Below are 23,661 nucleotides of genomic sequence, written 5' to 3'. Positions count from 1 at the left end.
AGCAGCAATGGTTAACTATAATCTTTCCGATTCTTGTACTAATGGCGATAACCAATCCATCAGCAGAAGATTATTATTCGTATGAATATAAAAATTTCAAAGAAAATATTACTTCTAAACATATATGCCAACGCAGCCACAGGGAAGAGAGTTCTTATTCTAACTTTGAACTTCTAGTAAAGTATTATAAAGAGTTATGTACTCCTATCGCAAATAAATTTTTACAGCAGCATTCTGAAGATGTTTTGTCTATAATTGCTAGCAAAACTTCTAGAGATAACTATATTTTGTTTAGCATATATCATCTAGAGAAAGATGATGTTATGCAAGCCGTAAAAGATAAGATAAGTCCAGAATTTGAAGAAAAAATCATAAACGTTGTTAATGACAGAAGCAAAATATTGCAAGTAATGGCTAATGCAAAACTTGATCATGAGCAAACTTTTACAAAAACAAATGGTAAATTGAGTGCAATTGGAGTGTTTAGAAACTTTCTTCTTAGAGGATGTTTTCAAAAAATTAGAGGGGATGGGACTTAAACAAAAATTAAGCCCAGATGTAGCCAAAACTAGTTTTATAAGCGGCAAATACGTCACGATTCATGGTTAAGCAATCAAAAAATAGAAATGAAATAGCTCTTCTAAACCTACTCTTCGAGAAGCCGCTAGCACGTCTACAGTAAATGTATTTAAAGAGAGCAGGAGCTAAAAATGAGAAAGAATTTTTTGTTGGCATTAATATTTAGTTTCGTTGTCGTTCTGTCTTTATTAACTAGCAAAGCAGGTGCTTCCTTGAATCACCAGGAATTACCACCAGCACTAATTACAGCTATTCGTCAAGATTTCTTGCAGCATCGAGATAATTTTAGTGATTACTTCAGGGAAAGCAAGGCTCACAGAGTTTTTTTTATTGACCTTAATAACGATCGCGTCAAGGAGGCAATTTTATATCCAGCAGGTGGAGGAATTTGCAGTAATCGTAGCTGTCCAATTTTTATATACACGAAGGTTGGTAACAACTATAAAAACATTTCTGCTAGTGAACCTGACAGATATTCAGGTGTTACTGGTTCAAGAAATGAACCATCAATTGGAGTTTTAACAACTAGCAACCAAGGATGGCGTGACTTAGCAACTCGATTCTTTGACTATACAACTCGAACAGAAAAGTGGTTGCGGGTTCGTTATAGAAGTCACGGATATACAGATTCACCTCTAGCTATAACTTCGACTCCAAGAACTATTTTGGAATATTCATCAGGTGTTGCGACAGACTTCAACAAATTTTTAGCCCCTTGATGCAGAATTTACATTATTAGGTTCGTTATAGAAGTCACGGATATACAGATTCACCTCTAGCTATAACTTCGACTCCAAGAACTATTTTGGAATATTCATCAGGTGTTACGACAGACTTCAACAAATTTTTAGCCCCTTGATGCAGAATTTACATTATTAGCTGTAAACCTTGTATATGCAGTGGGCGTTATTACGGTATTTAGGAATGAAGATTAGGGCGATGAAAAAACAAATTATAGCAACACTTACAGCTACAACTTTTGTGACAATTACATCTTCAATTGGTATGAGTAATTCTGTCACTGGAGCTAATGTATGTAATTATTATGCAGGAAAAGCAGTAAATGGAGAGAGTATTTATATAGATATGTGTTCTATTTCTAGGGAAAGTGATCGCACTGTCAATTTTAGCTACTATCTCGCTCAACAACGCATAGAATCTCAAGCAAATTGTCAATCGAGAACCTGGACTAGTTTAAGCGATCGCACCAGTCACAGTCCACAATCTCAAGCCACAAAAAATATGCTGCAAATTGTTTGTACCGCACCCAGTTCTAATCCTGGAATTGTGATTGGGGTTGTATTTGACCCTCCATCATATATAAGAAAGTCTCCAAATGGCAAAGTTATTTGTGCTATCAAAGAACTAAGAGCTATTGAGCTAAACGGAGGAATTACACCAGATGGTTGGCTTTTTACACCTACCTGTGGTGGGGGTGTAATTCACAAAAGTCAAATTAGGTTTAATTAATAGGTTGAAACTACATTTATGTGGATAAATTGAGATGAAAATATCAGTAATTAAGAATAGTGTGGCTTTGGGTATAACAATTATTGCGATGACAGCTTCAAGCACATATGCAAAAATAACTGGTGCAGTAAAAATCTGTGTTGTCTCAGAACATCGTTGTCTTACCCATAATTCAATAAAGAAAAGTGAATCTGGCTACATGGGTAAAGTTTTAATGGAAAGAGATACGAAAAGAGATATTAGTACGCAATGGAAACTTGAATTTGTCAAAGGTAAAGGTGTTCGTATTCATCCAGCGAATAATTCTAATGTATGTCTAACTAGTAATGGTGGTAATGGATACGATAGCTTTGTTGTGAAAAATTGTACTGATGCTGTCCAAGAATATCGAAATTCTGCCGATCCTGGTAAAACAATTTTGGATGAACGTTTAAGTACATATTTTCAAATAGAAAAAGCATATGAAGAAGGAACTGAAATCGGAATTTACATCAAAATTGCTAACCAATACGTCATTCCCCATTCAGACGCAGCTGAGTATATGCGTATATCTGGTGGTATTACTTCTTCAACCAGTCAGTTAGATGTAGGAAATGCTTTTACAGCTTGGAAATTTGTATCTGTGAAATAGTTTATGAGGGTCATAAGGTTAGTAATAGTGATAAGTTGTCAATTCAATAAAAGTTAAAAGAGAGTAAATCAAAATGCGAGATTACAAGCTAGTAACGATGCAATGATCATGTGGATTTATTAGGCGATCGCTTATCGCTGTTAGCAGTATAATTGCTACTTTAAGCATATTGACTTTCTCCGTTAAAGCCCAAAGTAGATACACTGATTTATTTTAATTAGTGTACTTCATTAGACTGGTAAACGCTATATTTTCTTATCAAATCAAAAATATACAATGGGTAAATAATCGCTATATTATGGTAGTTAAGTCTACTGGGGCTGGTATACAGTTTATTCAAATACAACGACAGGATCATAATAATTCATTGCCATTAAAAGTTATGACTCAAGATGGTATTGAACTAAGCCTGCTAAAAAATTAGTTTTATTTTTTGAAGATAATTGACTCTTCTGTAAAACTATCAAGACATCTTTACTATTTGGACAAATAATCAGGATTCATCAAGAACAATGAAATTCTTATTAGCTGGTGCAAGCTTACTTTTACTCTTTGCATCTCCTGTTATTGCTCAGGAAAACACAAATTCAGATACAACTGGGCTAACTTGCAACAAGATACTGGCAATGAAAAAGGATGCGTGGGCGGAATATTATTACAAGAAAACTGGTAATAGTTCTCTCGCAGCGACAGATAGAGCATCTATAGTTTACGCACAATGCCACAAAAAGCGTAATGATAAGGCAATGGCTGCTTTACCTGTTGATTTGAAACAAAGTATCAGCATATATCGCCAGCTTTATCAACAATACCGTGTCGCTTCAATTGATTTAGAAAGTGCGTATGCTGGTGGTGGTACAGCGCATGGTCATCAACTTTCACGAACTTCACCGTTAGATGAGGAGATGGTGGAAGCACTGATTAGGTTAAAGCGTCAGTCTAAACCAACGAATAATGTCAAAAATAAAGAAGTGCAGGTCAGAATTGATAGGTTGCGATCGCAAGTCCGTCAGTTAAATCCTGCTATTCCCAAAAATCAAGAAGCAATTCCATCTCCTTCCTATAGAAATCATGCTGTCTCTAGCTATGCAGAAATGAAACAGAGTGTTGATTCAATCATCCCAATGCTTTTGAAAGAACGTGAGGATGTCAGCTTGGTAATTCTCAAGTTTATGGATAGATTAAAAAATTGATGCTCTTTTATGACTATGGAAAAAGAATAATCGAGGCGACTGGAAGTCGCGGCTACACAGGCTTTCGTCCGCCTACGAGAACTAACATGAAAATAGGGTTTTAAATTTCATCTGACGAGAGTAATAAGAGAGCGTTAAGTAAGTGCATCCCGCACCGATATTGCTTGGGACGCTCTATTGTTCCTGTGACCAACATTAGTTAGCTGTAAAGCTTGTGCTGTAGGCGATCGCAGAATCTCAGCAAAATAATTCTTGGAAAACTCATACTACCCTCATATTTGATTGAGAGTATTCCCAATAGATAATTAAATGCACCTTATAGAGGTTGAAGATGATGAAAACTGCTACTCCAATTGGAATGCTAGTTCGTGAAAATTTCGATCTAACGAAGCGTGGTTACATTCCTCTTCCTGAAAAGTGGGATTATGATCCAAAAACACAAACTTCTAACATAATTGAAATGGGAGGAAGTAGTGAACCTACAACCGTTTCCACGGTTGCTGGTACGACAGGTCATTGGGCGACAGGGGAAGATTCAGATCAATCTAATGATGATAAAGGTAGTGACTGATAGAAATTCTACTTCTTCATAAGGGAAGCAGAGCAACACCTCTGACATTGCTTTAGTTATTAGTTATTCTAATTCTAAGTAATGTCTTAGGGCTACTGATTTTGGGTGATACCATAGTTTTTGGTATCGCTCAATTTCACCATAAAAATTTTGATCATTCACATCTTAATTGTATATGTTTAAAGGAATTATGCTGAGAGATGCAAATATAGGCGAAGATTTTCAATTATATTTGTCTTGCTTCTCAAATAATTATTGGTCTTCCTTGTTTGATCTAAATCTTCAAAATCAAGATTTAGATTGGCAGATGTACGTACAACAAAAAATTTCTGGACAATACAAAGGTCTGTATCGCTACATTGTATGTAGTAACAATGAAAAATATGGATTTAGTCAAATTTTCATTGAAGATGAAGTAACTGGAAGAGGGACACTCACTGGTGGTATTTTGCCAGAATTTCTTAGCAAGGGTTATGGATCAGCAGGTCTATTTATGAGCTTAAAAATTGCTTTTTCTGAAATGAACCTGAATAAAGTGATTTGTAATGTTTATGACTTTAATACACCTAGCTTTTCATTGCTTGAGAAAGCAGGCTTTAAACTTGAAGGTATCTTAAGGCAGCATTCCATGAATTATGCAACAAAGAACTTGGTAGATACCCGAATCTATTCGATGCTCAAAGAAGAGTTTGATCAAAGCCGTCTTGCAATAACTATGCGAAAGCTTTTTAGCTAAATAATTTATTTGGGAAAAATATCAATGAATAAAAATATTTCTTTAATTATTACATCCAAAGAAGATTCTCATGCAGATTTAGTTATAGGGAAGATTCTCAATAAAAGTCTTGATATTGAGGTTGTTCGCCTTAATACAGAGGATTTTGATAGCAATGTAGAAATAGAATTTAATGGGGATAATTTTCTGGTTTTTATCAGAGATTCCCATAAAAAATTCCAATCAAGCGAAGTCCTAAGTGTTTGGTTCCGCCGACCAAAAGAAATCGAGGTTTCTCATACTAACGATGAAATTGCTGCATTTATTAAAGCTCAAAGTACTGCTTTACTTAGAGGATTATATTTTGGCACTCACGATTCTAGTCGATGGGTTAATCCGTTGCCGAATATGCATCGGTCTCGTAACAAATTTCAGCAGATACAACTAGCTAGAAAACTGGATATGAAAATTCCTGAGACACTTACGACGAATAATCCTAGTAGAGCAATAGAGTTTGTTAAGCGGCTAGGTAAAGTCTGTACAAAAAGTTTGGATGAGCCAAACTTTTTGCTTGATGGACATATTTTTCCAATGTTTACACGTCTCTTATCAGATCAGGAGGTTGTAGAGAATGCAGATGGAATAAAAAACTGTCCTACTCTTTTTCAAGAGTATATTGATAAAAAATATGATTTGCGGGTTACAGTTGTAGGCAAGGATATATATCCTGTTGCTATTTACTCTCAAGATAATGACTTGTCTAGAGTAGACTTTAGAGGTCTAGCTCCGGGAAAGATGAAGCGAGAAATTGTTGACATTCCTGTACATCTTAAAACTCAAATCCTAAAGTTTACATACTTCCAAGGCTTAGAATACTCTGCAATGGATTTTGTGGTTACACCAGATGAGCAATATGTTTTTCTAGAGAACAATCCAAATGGGCAATGGCAATGGGTGGATGATGTAACCGAAGGACAAATATCTGATGCGATGATCAGACTTTTATCGAACCTGGGGTGACATAAGTGGAAATCTGTAGTAGCGTATTTAGCAGCCAAATTTTTTGGCAAAAGCAGTCCCTCTAAATGTACACAATTGAGCTTCTGAAAGTTTTATGAAGTCAGAATTTTAGCATAGATGCGCTACTACTAGGACTTACAGACTGTACAAATGAATCCTGTATATTAACGCAAATACTCCATTTCATCTGACAAAATAGGTTGTCTGACGGCAGAAAAGCTTACTAATTAAAATTTTCTAATCGTCAATAATAATGGTACTTTTTAAAAAATTAATCTGAAATTATTTCAGATTACAACTGTGTTATTTACTTAAATATTATGGGAGTCATTTGTGGAGACTGGAATATATTGAGAATAATTCAATAAATCCTAAATAAGCACAGTTTTACGTTGAATTTATAATTTTATATCGGGAAGACGAACCTAATGATAATGAAAATATTGAAATCGATTATACTGGTAAGCACATTATTAAGCATTCAAATTATTGCTACTAAAACATTGGCACAAGAAGTTAAAAAAGATAGTGTAGTTCCATCCCAAAAAGATGGCATTGCACTCGCTCAAAGTATTTGTGGTGCTGGCAATATTACTCAAGAACAAGGTAAGCTATCTTGTAAAAACTGCCCATCGTTTACTGCTTATAGTGGAAGTGGTGGTACGTTAACATCAGTTGTCTACGGCAGTTTTACTAAAGCTGGTACTCGTGAAGCATTGATTGACTTGGGTGACTGTGAACCCCATGCTGGCAATTGGGGAGGCACTGTCTTACTCCGCCATACCAATAATGGTTGGTCTAGAGTCAGATATGAGAAAGGATTTCGCTCAAATATTTGTCTGAAAATCCCCAACCGAACAGGTCGTCACTCACTTATTTGTGAAGCTTCTCATCTGGGACAAGGCTATCTATCAACTCAGCTTAATGCTCTGGAGATTGGCTCGACTAAAACCACAACAACTAATCTGTTAAAAGTTGGTTCTAACACAGGCAGTTGCAACCCGCCATATTATGAGGTGCAAATCAAAGATTTTCTAACTCAGGATACCAATAAAGATGGTTTTCCTGATTTAGTTGTGAGAGTCAGTGAAGCTATGGAGGCAAAGAATACTAGTAGAGGTAATAATGAAGGCTGTGTAGACTACCGCTTACCTAAACCCAAATTCTACCAGCTAACATTTTTATCTAATGGACAGTCATTTCGCCCCACACCCACGACTGCTAATCTGATGAAACGTCTAGAAGTAAAATGAGAGCGATCGCTTCTCTCCATTCTGTAGAAAAAATAGCATTTGCCCTTGCGTAAGACTTAATTGTTTAAATTAGGAGATAATCAATGAAAGTACGAATTTTACTTTTATTTGGTATTAGTTTAGCGATTTTTGGTGGTAGCTCATTCAGTAACCCACAATTAGTTACAGCTGTACCTGCACCTTTATTCAAACCAATTCTTAAGGATATTCCTAACCAACTGCCAAGAGATATGGTGATACGATTACCTAGCTCTGTACCTGAAGCTGGTATAGAAGGAGTTAATACTTATGCCATAGTTCGTGGATATCAAAATGAATATCAGGGGGGTATGTTTGGAGTTGACTTTGCCTCAAGAAATGATTGCTCTGTGACTGCTTGCAATATGGGAAATATCTTTGTAAGCCGAGGTAATCCTTTAAATGAAAATGACAGTCTATTAGAAAATCGCCGTCAAGCTAAACCAATTAATCTAAAAGCAGGAATTCGGGGGTTTTATTTTTATGCGCGTAGTGGTTCGGCTGGTTATAGACATCATGTTTTTTGGGAACAAAACGGGTTATTTTTCGAGGTTGAATCTAGAGCATTATCTAAGCAACAAGTTATAAATATGGCAATTTCAATGGCTAATGAGCCTCCTATTAAAAGTGCTAGATGATTCAGTATATAAGCTTAAAATTCAGGGTTCTAGCAGTATGGCAATTATCTATTCTTAGAGGAAAAGTAAAATATGCGATCGCTATTGATTTTAGGTTTCAGTATCATCATATTGGCGGCTAATCAGTTATCAGCATTAGCCCAAACTCGACAGCCAACAAATGCAGAAATAAAGAGATTACGTCAAGAATTTCGGCAGATAATAAATTTAAAGCAAAAGGATAAGTCTTATGCTAATTATATAAGAGATAGGCGAACTTCACAAGAAAAACAAGCTAGAGCGTCTTTTATAGATGCTTGGTCAAAAACCGAACCAGGATTAGCACCTTTTTTTGGTGTCTGGGGAGGATACGAGACTGCTAGACATATTTACCCTTCCAATATTAAAGGTCGTGTTTGCGTTATTAAAACTGGTGAAGGCTATGGTAGCTTTGATGTCGGTGTTTTATCTAATGGAGTGATAAAAACTAATAGTGGTGAAGTGTTATTTAAAGAAGGAAATTACTTAGCTCCAGTATCTATCAAAAATGGACGATTTGTAGTCAATTTAGTAAATGATATTCCTTTAAACTCACCAACATCTCTTGAGCCACTAACTCAATTGCTTAATTACATATTTGAGCTACCAGACAAAAGCAACATCGCTCAACAATTTAACGCTGCTGACTGTACTAATTTAAAACCAGGACAGCAATCAAATACATGGGGTAATAGCACAAATTCTAGTAAAAGAATTATCGCTCAGGTTGTATTTGATGTCTATGAATATGAGTCTTTATCTAATAAAACGCGATTAGGTCTCCCAGAAAAAGATGAGCTTGGTCATTTTATTATGGGCAAAAAAGATATTCAACAACTCAGTGCGAATAAATGGTTTTCTATTATTACTTTTCAGGATGGTTTTATTAGACCAGCTATTTTACAAAGAGCTAAAAAGATTATAATAAATTATTTTGCTAAAGATTATCAAGTGATCAAACTTATTAAAGTTGCCGAAGGTAGATATATATTAAACTCTGAACACGATCCTGTTGAAGGCGGTGATGATTATTACGATATTGATTTGACAAACATAAATAGTCCAATATTTAAGCAAATAGATTTAGCCACTGCTCAGAGACTAGGTAAAAACAAAGGAAATTAGTTTATTTCATTAACTAAAGGATTACCATGCTTAAAAGATTTAAAATTTTCACTTTTTGATTCTGCCTAACTGCAATATTGTCTTTGAGTGTTTTTTTTGATTGTCTTGGTTAAATTATTTATCACCACCAATTCCCAACTAATATATACGGTGCCCAGTAATAAGGATTTTGATACTCAGGCTGTAATAAAAGTGCTTTCTGCGCTCGACGCAGTGCTTCGGCTTTCGTAACCCCACCTTTTTTAAGTTCAGTATAAAACTGAACCATTAATTGAGATGTGGAACTATCATTAATTTGCCATAACGTTGAAAGGGTGCTATTTGCCCCCGCCCGCACAGCAAGTCCAGCTAACCCCAAGATTGCTCTGTTGTCACCTTCAGCAGTTTTACAAGCACTTAGTACCAGCAATTTGATATCTCTGGAATTAACTGTGTCATCCCGCAGTAAGTTATTTAACTCCCTAGCTTTGATCAGTTGTTGGTAGGCAAGTAGATATGTATCTTCAGGATCGGAACTAAAGTTACCATGTGTGACAAAATGAACAATGGAAAATGTCCCTGACTGTAACTGTTTATGGAGGTTTGCTGGGGTGAACTGGGAATTAATTAACAGTTTGCTTGGTAGGATTTTAGCAATTTGCTGCAATTCATCAATGTTGAGGGATGAAAAATTATGGGTTTCTATATTTTCTTGCTGTTCTCCTACCCCACCTGCTAATATCCTTGGCTTTTCAAGTTGTGAGTTACTTAAATCAAATAATTGCGAATTTGGTAGCAAAGCCAGGGCATAATCTTTTTGGATGAGATATTGTTCTTTTTCTTCGTCATACAATACTGCCATTGGAATGTTACGAAGTTCGCCATCGAGGACAAAAACTAAAGTTTTGATATTGCTATGTTCTTGCAAATATGGTTCGATGGGTTTGATTAGCCAGCGATAAATATTTTGTGATTTAGCTCGAATTTTAGTAGGGTTACGGGTATATATGGCGCTGCGGAGTTGCCTTACAGTATCTTGAAGTTCAGTCCGTGAGATAGAATTTACATGGTGTTCTAGGTCTTTTCCTGGTAATTTAAAGATAACTTCTAGTCGGTTTTCTAGAATGATGGGATAGATAAAGACGGCGTTGTTATCAACAGGATTAATTTGCCGATTGATGGGTAGTATTTGCACCAGATTGCAGCGTAAAAAATTCTGGAGTTCTGCAAGTTGTAGGGCGTCGATATTGGCGATCGCTTGTTGGAGATATTCTTGAGATGCTGCTGATTTAATATTATTTTTTAATAGTAAATCGACTAATCCGCGATAGACAGGTTCTACACGATCTCGATAGGAAAATTGCACATCTGAATTGATGGTAAGCAAATCACTACGAACAGATTTAAGGCTTTCTACAGCCATTTGATAAAAAGCGATCGCTCGATCGTCTTTTGTCTGCGCTGCTAAAATTCTCCCCATCTGCCATTCCCACTGATAAGCAATGTCTGGAGCGGTGATAGGTTGAGTGAGGAGTAATGCTTCTTGCGTCAGATTTTGGCTCGTGAGTAGATAATTTGTATACGCTTTTAATATTGACTTCTGTGGTGATTTGTGCAAGTCTGCCACAGCTAGATATTCATAGAACCCACCACGATTACCAAGGGCGTAAGATAAAGCGCGGGAGTCTTGGAGTTGCTTTGCATCTTGAATCGCCGTCCCTAACAAATTATCAATTTCACCCAACACAAAACTATCTGTAGCACTTTTTTGAGAGATGCACGCGAGGTTTCGGGCGGCGTTAATCTTTGCATACACCGCGTGACGACCGTTTGGGAAGTCAGAAAGTTTGATTTCGTGCCATAATGCCTGTGCTGTGGATAATTGCCCAGTTTCCACCAACAAACTCAAGTAATTAATCTGTGCTTGAACTTGTATTGATGGAGATGATGGCATGGCTAGTACTTGTTGGTATTGCAAGGCTGCATTCTGATATAACTTCAATGCAGTATTGGGAAGCGATACTCCTACCCTGCGGGAAGCTAACGCAACGGAGTCACTTCGCGATCGCTCTGGGCACTGCCAAGGGATATCATTATAATTGCGAGTCGTGTAGCGATCGCGCTCTAAGTTTCCCTTTGCCCAAAACAGATTTGCTAAACTAACCAAAGCAGCGCTTTTTACTTCAGTTTTAGCTGACGATGATGGTAAGTTTTCTGCCAGTGCTAAACTATTTTGCAATGCTGTTTGCGATCGCTTTAACTCACCAATAGCCAGCAGAACGTTACCCAAACTCAAGTATCCTTCAGCTTTAATCACAGAGTCGGGTATTGTACTCAACCTTGACTGAATCTGTTCAAGGCTATTGTATGCTTGTTGATACAACCCTAATGCTTGTAAGGCTTGCGCTTGGTTGATGGTATTACTAATACTTAGAGCTTGATCTCCAAGGCGTGTATAGATTTCTGCTGATTGTTGCAAACTATTTAATGCGGCTTCTGGCTTTTGGCGCACATACCAAAGGCGACTTTGGATATCCAAAGATTGCGCGTAAATTTTGAGTAGCGTTGGAGAATCCTGGTTTGATTGGGAGGGATGTAAAAGTTGCAAACTGGCTGATATTTGCTGTTGTGCTGCATCCCAATCGCCAAGTTGCTGATAGGCTAGGGATAAGTTGCTGTGGATCAGAGCTTGAGTGCGATCGCCATTGCGAGTTGTGGCGAGTTGCAATGCTTGTTGTAATAACTTGATAGCTAGAGAGTAGCTGCTGGAATTATATGCTTCTTTACCCTGGCGTACCAACTGTTGTACTTCAGTGGAGATTTGATTGCTTTGTAGAGTGGGTGTCTGGGCAAGTACATACGGTATTTTAACCACAAATAACACCAATATCAAACTCATAGCCAGCAGGCGATACCGTATCCTCATCAACTTGAACTTAAATCCTACCCTACGAAGCCGTTTAGTATGTTGTTTTGTCATGGGCGATCGCTGACGATTTCTCAGGTGTAATCTGCGGGATCGATCTCTAAAAGCTAGTCTTGAAAGCTATAAAAGACACTGGCGCGGATAAAATTTACAAAAATTTTGCCAAAAATTCATCCCATCCTCATATCTGGTTAGGTTTACTCCCAATTAGATAAATAGAACCACTTAACCAGTCAAGAGGATGCCGTCAAAATTATACCTAATTCTTTGTGTGTTTATCTTAGCCACCTTCAGTAAATCAGCATTTGCTCAAGACGTAGCAGAAAAGAGCATATCGAATTCAGAAGCGATGTCTACGACGGGCTGCGCCTACGCAAATGTTTCCAGAAACGCAGAACTTCTTAAGCAAACACCACAAACATTGCAGCAGATTGAACAAAGCAACCTGATCTCTGCTTTTGATTTTATTCTCAGTACCCAAACAAAATTACTCTCCCAAGCAACTACGCCTTCTAATTCAGACTTTCCTACCGCAGTTCCCCAAACCTCTCCCCAAACAACAGAAAACAAACAGTTAGAAGCAGAAGCAAGTGACGCAACAGATGTTTCTAAGCCTGCTTCGCCTAGTTCCGAACCTGCAAAACCAACTCCATTCAAGCCACCTGCTACCTCACCCAAAGCCAACTATTCGGTAACTAGTGAGTATTATTACTACAATTGGAGTGACGATTTAGGTAATAGCGGTTCACAATTTGTAGCTCCCATCACCTTTACCTATCAACAGGGTAACTTTGATGTTGGCCTTCGCACCGCCTACATCAACTCTAATTTTGAAGGTGTTTTGCTGTTGGATGGGATGAAAATTGGCACTCGCAAAGGACAGGTTTCAACTTTAAGTGATACTTCCGCCAGCTTTGCCTACACATTAAAAGAACTTTCTTGGCCTATTCGTTTTAACCTGGATCTGAATCTTCCCACTGGTAGAGCGACTTTAGTCGGAAATGAGAAAAATGCCATTATGGACGGTGCATTAGTCCAGCAAACGCGGTTTGGCGAAGGTTTTAACATTGCACCAGGAATCAGCATATCTCATGCTTTTGGCAATAAAGATGTAGTTGGCTTAGGGGTAAGTCACATTTTTCGTGGCCAGTTTGATCCGAATGGAGATGTGAGCAACGATGAAATTGATCCTGGTGATGAGACAGTTGCAACATTACAGTATCAGCACAATGAGAACAACTGGTTATTAATTGGTGGTTTGATTTATACCAATTACGGGCTAACACAGCGCGGAGGACAAGATTATTATCGCAGTGGCGATCGCTTAGATGCGAATGCAACTTTGGTATATTCACCATTTGAACGACACCGAGTTCAACTCAGTGGTCGTTATTTTACCCAATCACCAAATGATGTAGTTAATTTCCTTTCCGGGAACATATCAAAAGAGACTGCGAATAGCAATGGTAACGCCCTATTTCTCAGTTTTGATTGGGGAGTTGCACTAGGTAAACAGCAAAGACATACCGTTCATTTATTAGCTGATTACTTAAATGTTGAAGCTAATAGTTATGACCGGATTAATGATCTATTCAATGCAGGTCGAGACAAGTTTAGCATTGGTCTGGGATACGATTACGCTTTGTCGAGTAAGAGTCGGTTTTCACTGCAAGCAAAGTATTTCAATTTAACAGATAATGCCACACCTGTAACCCAACGCGATGTTAATGCGGATGGGTTGAATTTGTATGGAACGCTGAATTTTAGTTTTTAATTTGAGGTTAGAAATGAGAAAATTATTACTTGCAATTTCGATCGCACTAGCTACTATTGTAACTCCTGCTACATACGCGAAAGCACAGCAAAATCTCGTTACAGGTGAAAAGTTAGATGTTAACGCCTGTATAGCTGATTTTTATACATGTGCAAATATCGCAGAATCAGCAAACATTCTCAAAGTTATGTATCGACATAAACAAAATACAGATCAACAAGCAGGTGAAAATGCAAAGAAGATTCTCAGTGAACCGGGTGTTGGGTGGGATAAAGGTTATAACAGGGACAAAATTGATGTAGTTTCTGTAGATTGGAAAGCTCTTGGAATCCCATTAGTCGATGCCCAAGCTATTATTGCTCGCAAGGAAGTAGAAGTAAGTAAAGGAGGTCCGCTTAAGAAATACTACATGATCAGTCTTCGAGGAACAGAACAACTTCAAGATTGGTTAACAAATGCACGTGCTATTAAATCTGAAAATTTTACTGAAAATACGAAGGTTGCAGTAGGCTTCTATGATTATGCTGATGAAATAGCAAATACTGACCAATTTAAGCAACTTGTAAAAGAAATCCAAGCAAGTGAGCTAAATAAAGAAAACTATGAAGTCTTAGTAACAGGACATAGTTTAGGCGGAGCTGCTTCGGTTATTCTCAAAGCAATTTTAGAAAACAAACTTCCTAACTCAAAAGAAAGAATTCAAGCCATCACTTTTGGCGCTCCACCTGTAGGTGACAGTGAGTTTGCAAAGCAATATGGTAATCGAGTTATTGGTGTTAAGATTGCAGGCGATCCTGTACCAAGTTTAGGGGCAAAGCTAACTTGGCAAGCTGAACAAGTCGGCAAAATTTACGAATTTGAAAGACCTGATGATATTAAAAAACTGAATGAAAAGCTGACTGAGCGGAATCGTCAACTTGGGCAAGATATCCGTGGTCTTAATATTATAAATTTCTATCAAAACATAGTAGGAGGAATAGCGGATATTGTTACTACTCCGACAGGTATTGACTCTCATGTAACAGGCTATACAGAAGACCAACGTTATATTGCAGCGCAACAAAATGGTTGGTACGACCTGAGAAATCAACTAATGCAACAACAATTGCAAGCAATCACTCAAGGAGGTTCTTCTCACATTGGTAGTGCAGCATACTATTTAGGTCGTTCTCCCAGAGAAGACTCTGTTGGTACCTCAAATGCAGTTAAAGTTCAACAATTTAGCGGTGCGATAACACCTTCAATTCAGCAAAAAGCAGAATTCATTGATAGAAACGACTTTATTCTCAAAGCGCCTGTTGATGTTGTTTTAGACTGGAATCAGACCATAGCTGCTGGACAGCTTGATTTAGATTCTCATCTCACAGGCCCGACATCCCTCGGTGCCGATAGTCCAGTCCGTTTTCACATCCGCTACGACGAAAGGGGAAGTTTAACTTCTGCTCCTTATGCACTCCTTTACAGAGATGTAATTCCAGCCGCAGGTGGTTCGGGACCAGAGCAAACCCGAATCCAAGTATTGCAAGACGGTGTTTATCGCTTTTATGTCCACAATTACACTAACCGCGAAACAGTTAATGATCCCGCTTTATCAGGCTCCAGCGCGACAGTAACATTTTTTAATAATGGCAAGGATCTACCTGATAACCCAGGACAAAACCTGGGAACTGCTGTTGGTGGGGCTATTGAAGTTCCCAGAGATCAACTTGGTAATGTGTGGTATGTATTTCAGCTTGACACCCGTACAGGAATTTTAAAACGGGTAAACCTACCGTTTGGTAATGAAAGCGATAGGGCAAATGTTCCTCGTGTTGGGGAACGTTAAATCGACATGTGAGGGGTACGGTAGTAGTTGCAGTTTAGTCTTTGCAACCATTAGCTGTAGCGATCACATTTTTCCAACCCCATAAGTGCGATCGCTTAAATACCAGTACCCTACAACAACATATCTGCATTGAATTCTTAGCAATCAGGACACAATAAATGAAAGTGCAAACTGACAAATCACAAAAATTACTATTGCTTTTTACTTCGATAATCAGTTTAACCGTGTTAGATGCCGCTTCTGCTGGAACAATCAACACTGCTCAAAACATTAAGTCGGTTGCTCAAGTCAAAAACGAACTTGGTGAAACAATCAAAGTCTGGGATAATGCCGACGTATGTTTCGGTGCTTGTCTAGTAACTAGAGAATTAAATATCTGTGGTTTAGTAGAAAACCTTGATACGCGAGTTGACGGTAAAATTTCTGGCAGAAATATTCAGCATCAATCCTCATCATTACGTATTCATCAAACTGACTTAAAATTAATGCGCCTCATTTATAGTCAGTGTAAACCCGTTAAAGAAGAAGATTTACCACCTTACATACAGCATAATGCTAATCAAAAATATAAAAGTTTTGAACCTTCTTGTAAATCACTGCAAATAATTAGGCAAGGATTAAGAATAAATCAAAATCGCAGGGTTAATTGCGATTAAAACAATTATATGTTTCCCCATATCAAGTAGAGATAAATGTCAATAACTTCTCTATGATTTAAATTTAACCCCTAGCTTTCATTACAATCATTATCTAGTACAGAATGTCATGTTATTCCCAACTTACGAATTCTTAGTATTCTTCATCATTGTTTTTACTATTGGCAGCTTTATCAAAAAACAAGTTACGGCTTATAAATATTATTTAATATGCGTCAGTCTCATTTTTTATTCATTTTGGGGTTTACAGTTTTTACAATCACTATTTATCGATATAGTTATTAACTACCTAATTATCGAATCAATAGAACGCACACCATATAAAAAACAATTTCTATTTATTGGTATTGCCACTAATCTTCTTTATTTATGTTTCTTCAAGTATTACAACTTTTTCACTGATTCCTTATATGCAGCCTTAAATAACTTTCATATTCAAGCTAGCTTCCAAACACTACAAATCCTCACACCGATTGGCATTTCCTTCTATACCTTCAGAATTATCTCCCATCTAGTTGACTGTTATAGAAACCAATTAAAATGCCCATCATTACTTGATTACACCGTATATATTACCTATTTTCCGCAAGTTATATCAGGCCCCATTTCACGGGCAGAGAAATTTTATATACAACTCAATAGCCAGGAAAAATATAATTATCAAATTGAATCCGTAATGATTTTGATTGTCTCAGGCTTATTCAAAAAATATACTTTATCTAGCTTTCTATTTAACTTTACCCAACTTCCCTTTCAGCTACCCGAACAATACTCTAGCTTCGACTTAATTCTTGCTACTCTGGCCTACTCATGCTTAATCTACGTTGATTTTAGTGGCTACTCAGATTTAGCTAATGCAATTTCTGCATTACTTGGATTTCAACCAATACAAAACTTCAATATGCCATATCGCGCCCAAAGCTTGCAAGAGTTTTGGCGACGATGGCATATTAGTCTATCAGAATGGTTGCGAGATTATCTATATATTCCATTGGGAGGCGGACGCAAAAGCAACTTCCAAAAATACTTGAATTTGCTTTTAACAATGATAATTGCTGGCTTTTGGCATGGCGCTGGTTTGAATTTTATTATTTGGGGTACTTTACATGGAATTGGTTTAATTTTAAAACATATTTGTGATGATATAATCAAGAGTTTAAAAGCGCCAGTAAAATCGTCTCATCCGCAACATCAAGCATTTTACATAACTATATTTAACTGGCTTTGTACTTTTATATTTATTAATATCTGCTGGATATTCTTCAATACTTCTAGCTGGGAAACAGCGATTAATTTTTTGCAGCAAGTCTTTGATTTAAATTCAAATAATCAGCTATCTCAATTTAACTCTTGGCAGTTATATATAGTATTTGCTATGGTTTTTATTATGAATTTTGCTGGAGATAAAATCAGCCATTTTTGTGAGAAAACTTTAGCACATAAACATCTTATTCTGCAAACTATATTTGCTTCAACTACACTGTATGTCGTATTTAGATTAGGGCCAAATACCGTTCCACCTTTTATTTACTTTAATTTCTAAAAATTCTATGCAAGACTTTAAATTTTTAATGCTTTCTGGGTTAGTAGGAGCAAGTTTAATTTCTCTTAATTTCCCAGTGTTCTTAAAAAGTCTTAGTTCAAGTCATCTTGCAAATGCTGAAATCAAACAAGCCGCACAACAAGTTAAACTTGAAGGTTTTGGTAAAGCTGAACAAGAATTTTGGAATAGGATTAAAGAATTTGGAAATGAACCAGAAGAAATTGCAGAATCACCAAAGTTAGAAGTCAAACCACCACAACCATCTCCTGAAATCTTTGCAACTCCTTTTTTAGCTGCAAAGTCAAAAACTCGACTACAGCCTACCTCAAATCACGTACAATCATTATTTTTACCAAGAAGTTCTGAATTACAACCAATCGTAAATACTCTAAAGTTAACAAACCAAGTACCCTACAAACGTTTCTTGCTTACGGGAGATTCTATTATGTATTCTCTCAGTGTAGCATTTGAGAATTCTGTCAGAAAAACAGACTATGATTTCGATAAAATTATAATAGCATTCAAAATTTCAACCGGACTAAATCGCATTGATTTTTATGACTGGTATTCCCATACAAGAGAACTTATAAAACAAAATAATCCAGATGTCATGGTAGTTGTTTTTGGTGGGAATGATGACCAAAGTATTCTAGATATTAATAAAAAATTTCGGGCTGAGTTAACACCTGATTGGGAAAAAGCCTACGAAGAACGTGTAGAGCGTTATGCTAGATTGCTTGATAGCTATTCTGTGCGGAAAGTATACTGGATGGGACATCCAATCTCTAATGTGGCTCGATATAACAAATTCTTCCCTATTTTTAACCGTATTTACAAAAAAGTTGCCCAAGCACACCCTAAAATCGAATTTATTGATACTTGGAATGCATTTGCTGTCAATGGAAATTTTTCTCCAGTCGTTGCAGATAATACTGGTAAACGCGGACGAGTTCGCATCAATGATGGGGTTCACCCAACTGAGCATGGTGCAAAAATTTTGATTGATATTCTTAAGCAGAAGATGATAGCTGATAGAGTTTTACAACCAAAAATTAAGTCTGTAAAGAAGGAAAATATTAATTAACTATGAGAAAAGTACTTGGAAACTTATTAAGTATAAAAAAATGGAAATTTCTGATTATTTACTTAATTAGTATTTTTCTAATTACTCAAGTATTCTCAAGCATTGCAACAGCAGTAAATCCACGAATCAACTATACTATTGAACGGAATATTACTTATCATACAGTAAATAACAATCAGCTAAAACTCAACTTTTATCAAAACAAAAAATCCGGTATGCGTCCCATATTAATAGTTATTCATGGTGGAGGCTGGATAAAAGGAAGTAAAGATGACGGGGATGAGCCATTTTTTGCACCCTATTTCGATTGGGGATTCTCGGTAGTTAATATCGATTATAGATTAGCCAGTACTGCACTAGCACCAGCAGCAGTTGAAGACTCAATATGTGCTTTACGCTGGGTTATTCGCAACGCAGTAAAGTATAAGTTTGATACCAAAAAGATTGTATTAACAGGGTTTTCAGCAGGTGGACATCTCGCACTCACAGCAGGAACTATACCCAACGTGACCAAATTTGACCGATTGTGTCCTGGTAATGAACCTCTAAAAGTTGCAACTATTATTAACTGGTCGGGTATTACCGATGTGAACGATTTGCTTATTGGTTCCCATCAAAAATACTTTGCTCTACAGTGGTTCGGTAATCAAATCACATCACAAAAATTAGAACTAGCTAAAAGTATTTCTCCTATTAATTTTGTCCGTCATGGATTACCCCCTATCTTAACAATACATGGTGAAAAAGATACGTTTGTACCTTACAGTCAGGCAACTCGATTCCATCAAGTATTGGATAATGCTGGGGTGATAAACCAGCTATATACTGTTCGCGGTGCGGAACATGGTGGTTATAGTAAAGTGCAGAAAAGAGAAATATATACAGCTATTAAGATATTTTTGAAGAGGCAATAGGCATCAGGATTAAAATAATTCGTAATTCGTAATTCGTAATTAAGTTTTGTGACGGGGATTTAGACCCCGACACAAAACGCGCTGCTTGATAGAAGCAGGGGACTTAAACCCCCTAAGTTCGTTAAAAGTCTCTTGGTTGTCTTAATTATTTTCCTTGGCAAGTGGAACTTGTAGGAATTGTTGTTGTACCCGTTGCGCCATTTGAGGAATTGAGAATAGTATAAGTGGGTGAAGAATTCTCACCGACAATTCTGTTTAATTCAGCTTCGATACCATTATTATCCAAATCAATCCATCTCGTCAAAAACATTTCTACATTCTGGGGTTCTTCGGGGCGGGTTGGTATTCCTCCACGTCCCCGATTAACAAACCGCACCCGTTTTGCATTAGTCGGTTTTACTTGGCAACCTTCACTAATTTCGACGCTACGCGGTTCACTTGGTAAATTGACTAATCCCTGAGTCGGGTCGATACCAAGTGTGTTAATTTCAATCACACCATTAAGTTGCGGATTGGTTTGGGAAAAAGCGGTAATATCACTCTGTTGAGTTAGCTGTTCACGGGATTCTAATCCAAAGACTCTTTGAGCGTTAATTTCAATGACACCGCCTTTACCTGCAAAAGCATTTGCAATAATATCGCTGTTTTCCTGGGGAACAGCAACAATAAAACCATTTCTGGCATCAATTTTGATATTCCCACCATTTCCAGGAGCCTGTCCAGTCCCAGCAGTGGTAGATATTAAGCTGTTTTGGCGCATCAACAGCAAGTCCTGCACTTGTAGGAGAATATTCCCACCGTTAGCTGATTTTGTTTCTGCTGTAATCGCACCTTGATTTTGCAAGTGGATAGTTCCGGCTGATATTTCTATATTTCCAGCTACTCCAGATCCTTGACTGCTGACAGTAATTACACCCCGATCCCTCAGATTTACTTGCTTGGAGAAAATAAATGCATTACCACCATTCCCTGTTGAATTAACATCAGTACTAGCTAGTACCCCACTAGCAGCCCCTTGATTAGTAAATGTATCCACACCAATTTGAATATTTTTCAGAGCGCGATCGCTATAACTCAAATCACTACCAGCCAGGGTTATACTATCTAAAACGTTAAGTGTGATATTACCTGCATTGCCACTGCTGCGAGTAGAGGTAAGAATTTGTCCGCCATTAGTCGTTTCTAAGGTCTGAGCGTTAATTGCAATACTACCTCCCCTCCCTGGATTTGCAGTTAAGGCATTGATTACGGCTCCATCTAGCACCCGTAAAGTACCTGCATTGACTGTGATTTCTCCTCCCCGACCAATTGCACTGGGTTCGGTATTGCTATACAGTCCACTGGAATATCCATCGCCAGCAAAGCCAGCGATAGTTACATTATCAGCCCGATTAATCAAAATATCCCCTGCATCTCCACGGCCGCGAGTGCCGGTAACGATGACAGCACCATTAGTCAAAGACAAAGAATCAGCATTAATTATCACATTGCCACCAATTCCCTGACCTGTCTTTTTTACACTACTGAAGGCACCACTGGATTGAAAAAATCCCAATCCTGGACTATCATTAAAGCGACCATCGCTATCGAAGACAATATCACTAGCATTAATAATTACATTGCCTGCATTTCCCTTGCCTGCCGTACTAGTTGTCAGAACCGCACCGTTGGTTACTTTGACTGTTCCGGCTGTGATATTGACAGTACCAGCATTTCCCACTGCTAGGGAATCGACGCGACTGTATACACCACTACTGAATACAGAGGTCGATACTTGATTAAAATCGGCAACTTCGCCGTCAAATAAAGCTGTATCACGGACAGAAATATTCACACTACCAGCATTACCCTGCCCAACCGTACTAGCTTCCAGAATCGCCCCGTTGGTGACAGCAAGAGACTTTGCGATGATATTGAGATTACCTCCCCGACCTGTACCACCCTCGGCGATGGAACTGTAAGCACCAGTATTAATCCCATTTGTCCCGACACCATCAAACAGTACCGTATCGCCAACATTAATATTGACATTGCCGACATCTCCTTGCCCATAAGTGCCAGCAAAGATTTGAAAACCCCCAGTTACGGCGAGCGATCGCGCTGTTAAATTAACATTACCGCCCTTACCTTTGGCGTTAGACAGCACCGCATTAGAAATAAAGCTACCAGTACCATTCAAGGTGACTGCCTCTGTAGCATTAATGTCAATATCTCCCGCCTGGCTGTTAACAGTACCTTGAAAAGATGCAATACCTGCCCGCAAGGTACTTCCTTGAGCAATATTTAAATTATGAGTGGCGATCGCAATACTACCACCGCTACCAGCCCGGACATTGATTTGTGAACCCTGAGTTAGGGAAACATCGGCGCGAACTATATCAGTAGGAAAGCTCAAGCTACCATTCTGATTTAGTGTTACTGTGCCTTTTTGCGCCAATCCCCCTAACTCGACTCGACCCCCAGGCGCTAGGATTGTGGAGTTATCTAAACTGACGTTACCACCCACTAGCGCCAGGGTTTTATCTGGCTGCACAACTAGACGCGCTGACTGTAAACTAATAGCCCCTGGTATATTCTCGAATTCCAAGCCAATGGGAACCTTGATCGTCAACAGGGGTAAGGCTTGCGGATTAGTTGCACTAAATTTTGTCCCATCAGCAAAAACCAGACTGCTGGCTGTACTGGCTACAAATGACCCACTGACATCGAGTTTGGCATTTGCCCCAAAAATAATGCCGTTGGGGTTGATTAAAAATAGGTTAGCTTTTCCCAATACGCCCAAGGTTCCTAAAAGCTGTGAAGGATTTCCGCCTGTAACTCGGCTAATAATGTTCTCAATCCCTGTTGGGTTAGCGAAATATGCGCTTCTTCCTTCGCCAATATTGAATTCCTGAAAGCTATGAAAGAGATTTATACCGCGAATTACTCCGCCATCAACTCTGTCAACTAGCTGATTTTGTGGTGTGACTGTAGAATGTTCACTTCCAAGGGTATTATCTGGGGTAATTTGGGGGATAAATTCAGCTATTGCCTTGTTCTGGACGCCAGTGAATATCTGTGACACGGCCACGCCGAACGCGGTAATCAATATGAAAAAACTTAGTACTCTCAATTTTTAGTACCCACAATCAGCAATATACAACTATCGCCCAAATGAACCAAAAAAATTTGGATCTTTGCATTTTCACAATTTTATTGCCACTAGCAAGTAAAAATACTTCCGTAATATTACGCAAACTTCAATATCAGTAAACCACAAACTTTTAAAAAATAACGTAAGAATAGGGATTTCAGCCCTTGTGAATCAGGAAGCAAACACTATTAGTAGCAATTATAGGAATCATAATTTCTGAAAAAGACTACGAGATAATTGGCACATTTAAATAATTTCCTTTGGCACTTTAGCTCAACTCAATATTCTGACTGCTAATATGGTGTCCATTGTGTGATAACTCCTGTTTTCTGTGAAGTAAAGGATGCTGTTGGCGAAATATTTCTTCACATTGCCAACAAAGGAAGCGCGATGTCTGGAAGATGTTGAATTTTGTCTTAGAAATAGCTTTTTGGGTGATTTAGAGACTGTCAACCAAAAATTTTAGCTCTGCAATCATTTTATCTAAGGCTTTTTGCGCTGTTTTATAACCAGAAGCCTGCCGCCCCAACTTTAATTCAATTGAAGAAGGCATCTATGCTGAGGGCAGAGGGCAGAAGGAACTTTTTCGTTGGGGA

General features: G+C 37.9%; 19 protein-coding genes. 17 read left to right on the top strand and 2 right to left on the bottom strand.

The genetic code is table 11. The features are described 5' to 3' along the window. The first annotated feature begins 41 nt into the window (after positions 1-41). The 11 genes from GTQ43_RS03645 (at position 42) to GTQ43_RS03595 (ending at position 9,231) form a co-directional block, all read left to right on the top strand. Positions 42-539, top strand: coding sequence for a DUF4359 domain-containing protein (locus tag GTQ43_RS03645; protein WP_265270851.1), 498 nt, complete (start codon positions 42-44; stop codon positions 537-539). A 171-nt stretch (positions 540-710) separates the two neighbouring features. Further along, a complete protein-coding gene (locus GTQ43_RS03640) occupies positions 711-1,298 on the top strand; it encodes a hypothetical protein (protein WP_265270850.1) in 588 nt (195 codons plus the stop codon). Between the two features lie 220 nt (positions 1,299-1,518). Continuing rightward, positions 1,519-2,049 carry a hypothetical protein gene (locus GTQ43_RS03635; protein WP_265270849.1) on the top strand — a complete coding sequence of 177 codons (531 nt, stop codon included), beginning with the start codon at positions 1,519-1,521 and terminating at the stop codon, positions 2,047-2,049. A gap of 34 nt (positions 2,050-2,083) precedes the next feature. Beyond that, the gene (locus GTQ43_RS03630) at positions 2,084-2,680 is read left to right on the top strand and encodes a hypothetical protein (protein ID WP_265270848.1); all 597 of its coding nucleotides are present in this window, start codon (positions 2,084-2,086) and stop codon (positions 2,678-2,680) included. Between the two features lie 512 nt (positions 2,681-3,192). Beyond that, positions 3,193-3,873 (top strand): hypothetical protein, encoded by a 681-nt coding sequence (locus tag GTQ43_RS03625; protein WP_265270847.1) that lies wholly within the window; start codon positions 3,193-3,195, stop codon positions 3,871-3,873. A 331-nt stretch (positions 3,874-4,204) separates the two neighbouring features. Further along, the gene (locus tag GTQ43_RS03620) at positions 4,205-4,444 is read left to right on the top strand and encodes a hypothetical protein (RefSeq protein ID WP_265270846.1); all 240 of its coding nucleotides are present in this window, start codon (positions 4,205-4,207) and stop codon (positions 4,442-4,444) included. Positions 4,445-4,634: 190 nt separating this feature from the next. Next, positions 4,635-5,180 (top strand): GNAT family N-acetyltransferase, encoded by a 546-nt coding sequence (locus tag GTQ43_RS03615; protein ID WP_265270845.1) that lies wholly within the window; start codon positions 4,635-4,637, stop codon positions 5,178-5,180. A 24-nt stretch (positions 5,181-5,204) separates the two neighbouring features. Beyond that, entirely contained in the window at positions 5,205-6,179 is a 975-nt protein-coding gene (locus tag GTQ43_RS03610; RefSeq protein WP_265270844.1) for an MvdC/MvdD family ATP grasp protein, read from the top strand. 434 nt (positions 6,180-6,613) lie between these two features. After that, a complete protein-coding gene (locus GTQ43_RS03605) occupies positions 6,614-7,432 on the top strand; it encodes a hypothetical protein (protein ID WP_265270843.1) in 819 nt (272 codons plus the stop codon). An 83-nt stretch (positions 7,433-7,515) separates the two neighbouring features. Further along, on the top strand, positions 7,516-8,088 hold the full coding sequence (locus tag GTQ43_RS03600; RefSeq protein WP_265270842.1) for a hypothetical protein: 573 nt from the start codon (positions 7,516-7,518) through the stop codon (positions 8,086-8,088). A 72-nt stretch (positions 8,089-8,160) separates the two neighbouring features. Then, entirely contained in the window at positions 8,161-9,231 is a 1,071-nt protein-coding gene (locus GTQ43_RS03595; RefSeq protein ID WP_265270841.1) for a hypothetical protein, read from the top strand. 121 nt (positions 9,232-9,352) lie between these two features. Here the strand turns inward: GTQ43_RS03595 and GTQ43_RS03590 are convergent, their stop codons facing one another. After that, positions 9,353-12,190, bottom strand: a complete 2,838-nt coding sequence (locus GTQ43_RS03590) for a CHAT domain-containing protein (RefSeq protein WP_265270840.1) — start codon at positions 12,188-12,190, stop codon at positions 9,353-9,355. A 187-nt stretch (positions 12,191-12,377) separates the two neighbouring features. Between GTQ43_RS03590 and GTQ43_RS03585 the strand changes: the two genes are divergently transcribed. The 6 genes from GTQ43_RS03585 to GTQ43_RS03560 all read left to right on the top strand — a co-directional run bounded on the left by GTQ43_RS03585 (position 12,378) and on the right by GTQ43_RS03560 (position 19,932). Further along, entirely contained in the window at positions 12,378-13,910 is a 1,533-nt protein-coding gene (locus GTQ43_RS03585) for a hypothetical protein (protein ID WP_265270839.1), read from the top strand. A gap of 13 nt (positions 13,911-13,923) precedes the next feature. Next, positions 13,924-15,735, top strand: coding sequence for a lipase family protein (locus tag GTQ43_RS03580; RefSeq protein WP_265270838.1), 1,812 nt, complete (start codon positions 13,924-13,926; stop codon positions 15,733-15,735). A 158-nt stretch (positions 15,736-15,893) separates the two neighbouring features. Continuing rightward, a complete protein-coding gene (locus GTQ43_RS03575) occupies positions 15,894-16,391 on the top strand; it encodes a hypothetical protein (RefSeq protein ID WP_265270837.1) in 498 nt (165 codons plus the stop codon). A gap of 109 nt (positions 16,392-16,500) precedes the next feature. Further along, positions 16,501-17,934: an MBOAT family O-acyltransferase gene (locus GTQ43_RS03570; RefSeq protein ID WP_265270836.1), complete on the top strand. Its 1,434-nt coding sequence runs from the start codon at positions 16,501-16,503 to the stop codon at positions 17,932-17,934. A 7-nt stretch (positions 17,935-17,941) separates the two neighbouring features. Beyond that, positions 17,942-19,018 carry a DUF459 domain-containing protein gene (locus tag GTQ43_RS03565; protein WP_265270835.1) on the top strand — a complete coding sequence of 359 codons (1,077 nt, stop codon included), beginning with the start codon at positions 17,942-17,944 and terminating at the stop codon, positions 19,016-19,018. 2 nt (positions 19,019-19,020) lie between these two features. Beyond that, positions 19,021-19,932, top strand: a complete 912-nt coding sequence (locus GTQ43_RS03560) for an alpha/beta hydrolase (protein ID WP_265270834.1) — start codon at positions 19,021-19,023, stop codon at positions 19,930-19,932. Positions 19,933-20,077: 145 nt separating this feature from the next. Here the strand turns inward: GTQ43_RS03560 and GTQ43_RS03555 are convergent, their stop codons facing one another. After that, on the bottom strand, positions 20,078-22,996 hold the full coding sequence (locus tag GTQ43_RS03555; RefSeq protein WP_265270833.1) for an S-layer family protein: 2,919 nt from the start codon (positions 22,994-22,996) through the stop codon (positions 20,078-20,080). Positions 22,997-23,661 lie beyond the last annotated feature (665 nt).

This window comes from Nostoc sp. KVJ3 (assembly GCF_026127265.1).
GTDB lineage: Bacteria > Cyanobacteriota > Cyanobacteriia > Cyanobacteriales > Nostocaceae > Nostoc.
Note: the sequence above shows the minus strand (reverse complement) of the source record. Positions and strands in the feature narration are given on the sequence as shown.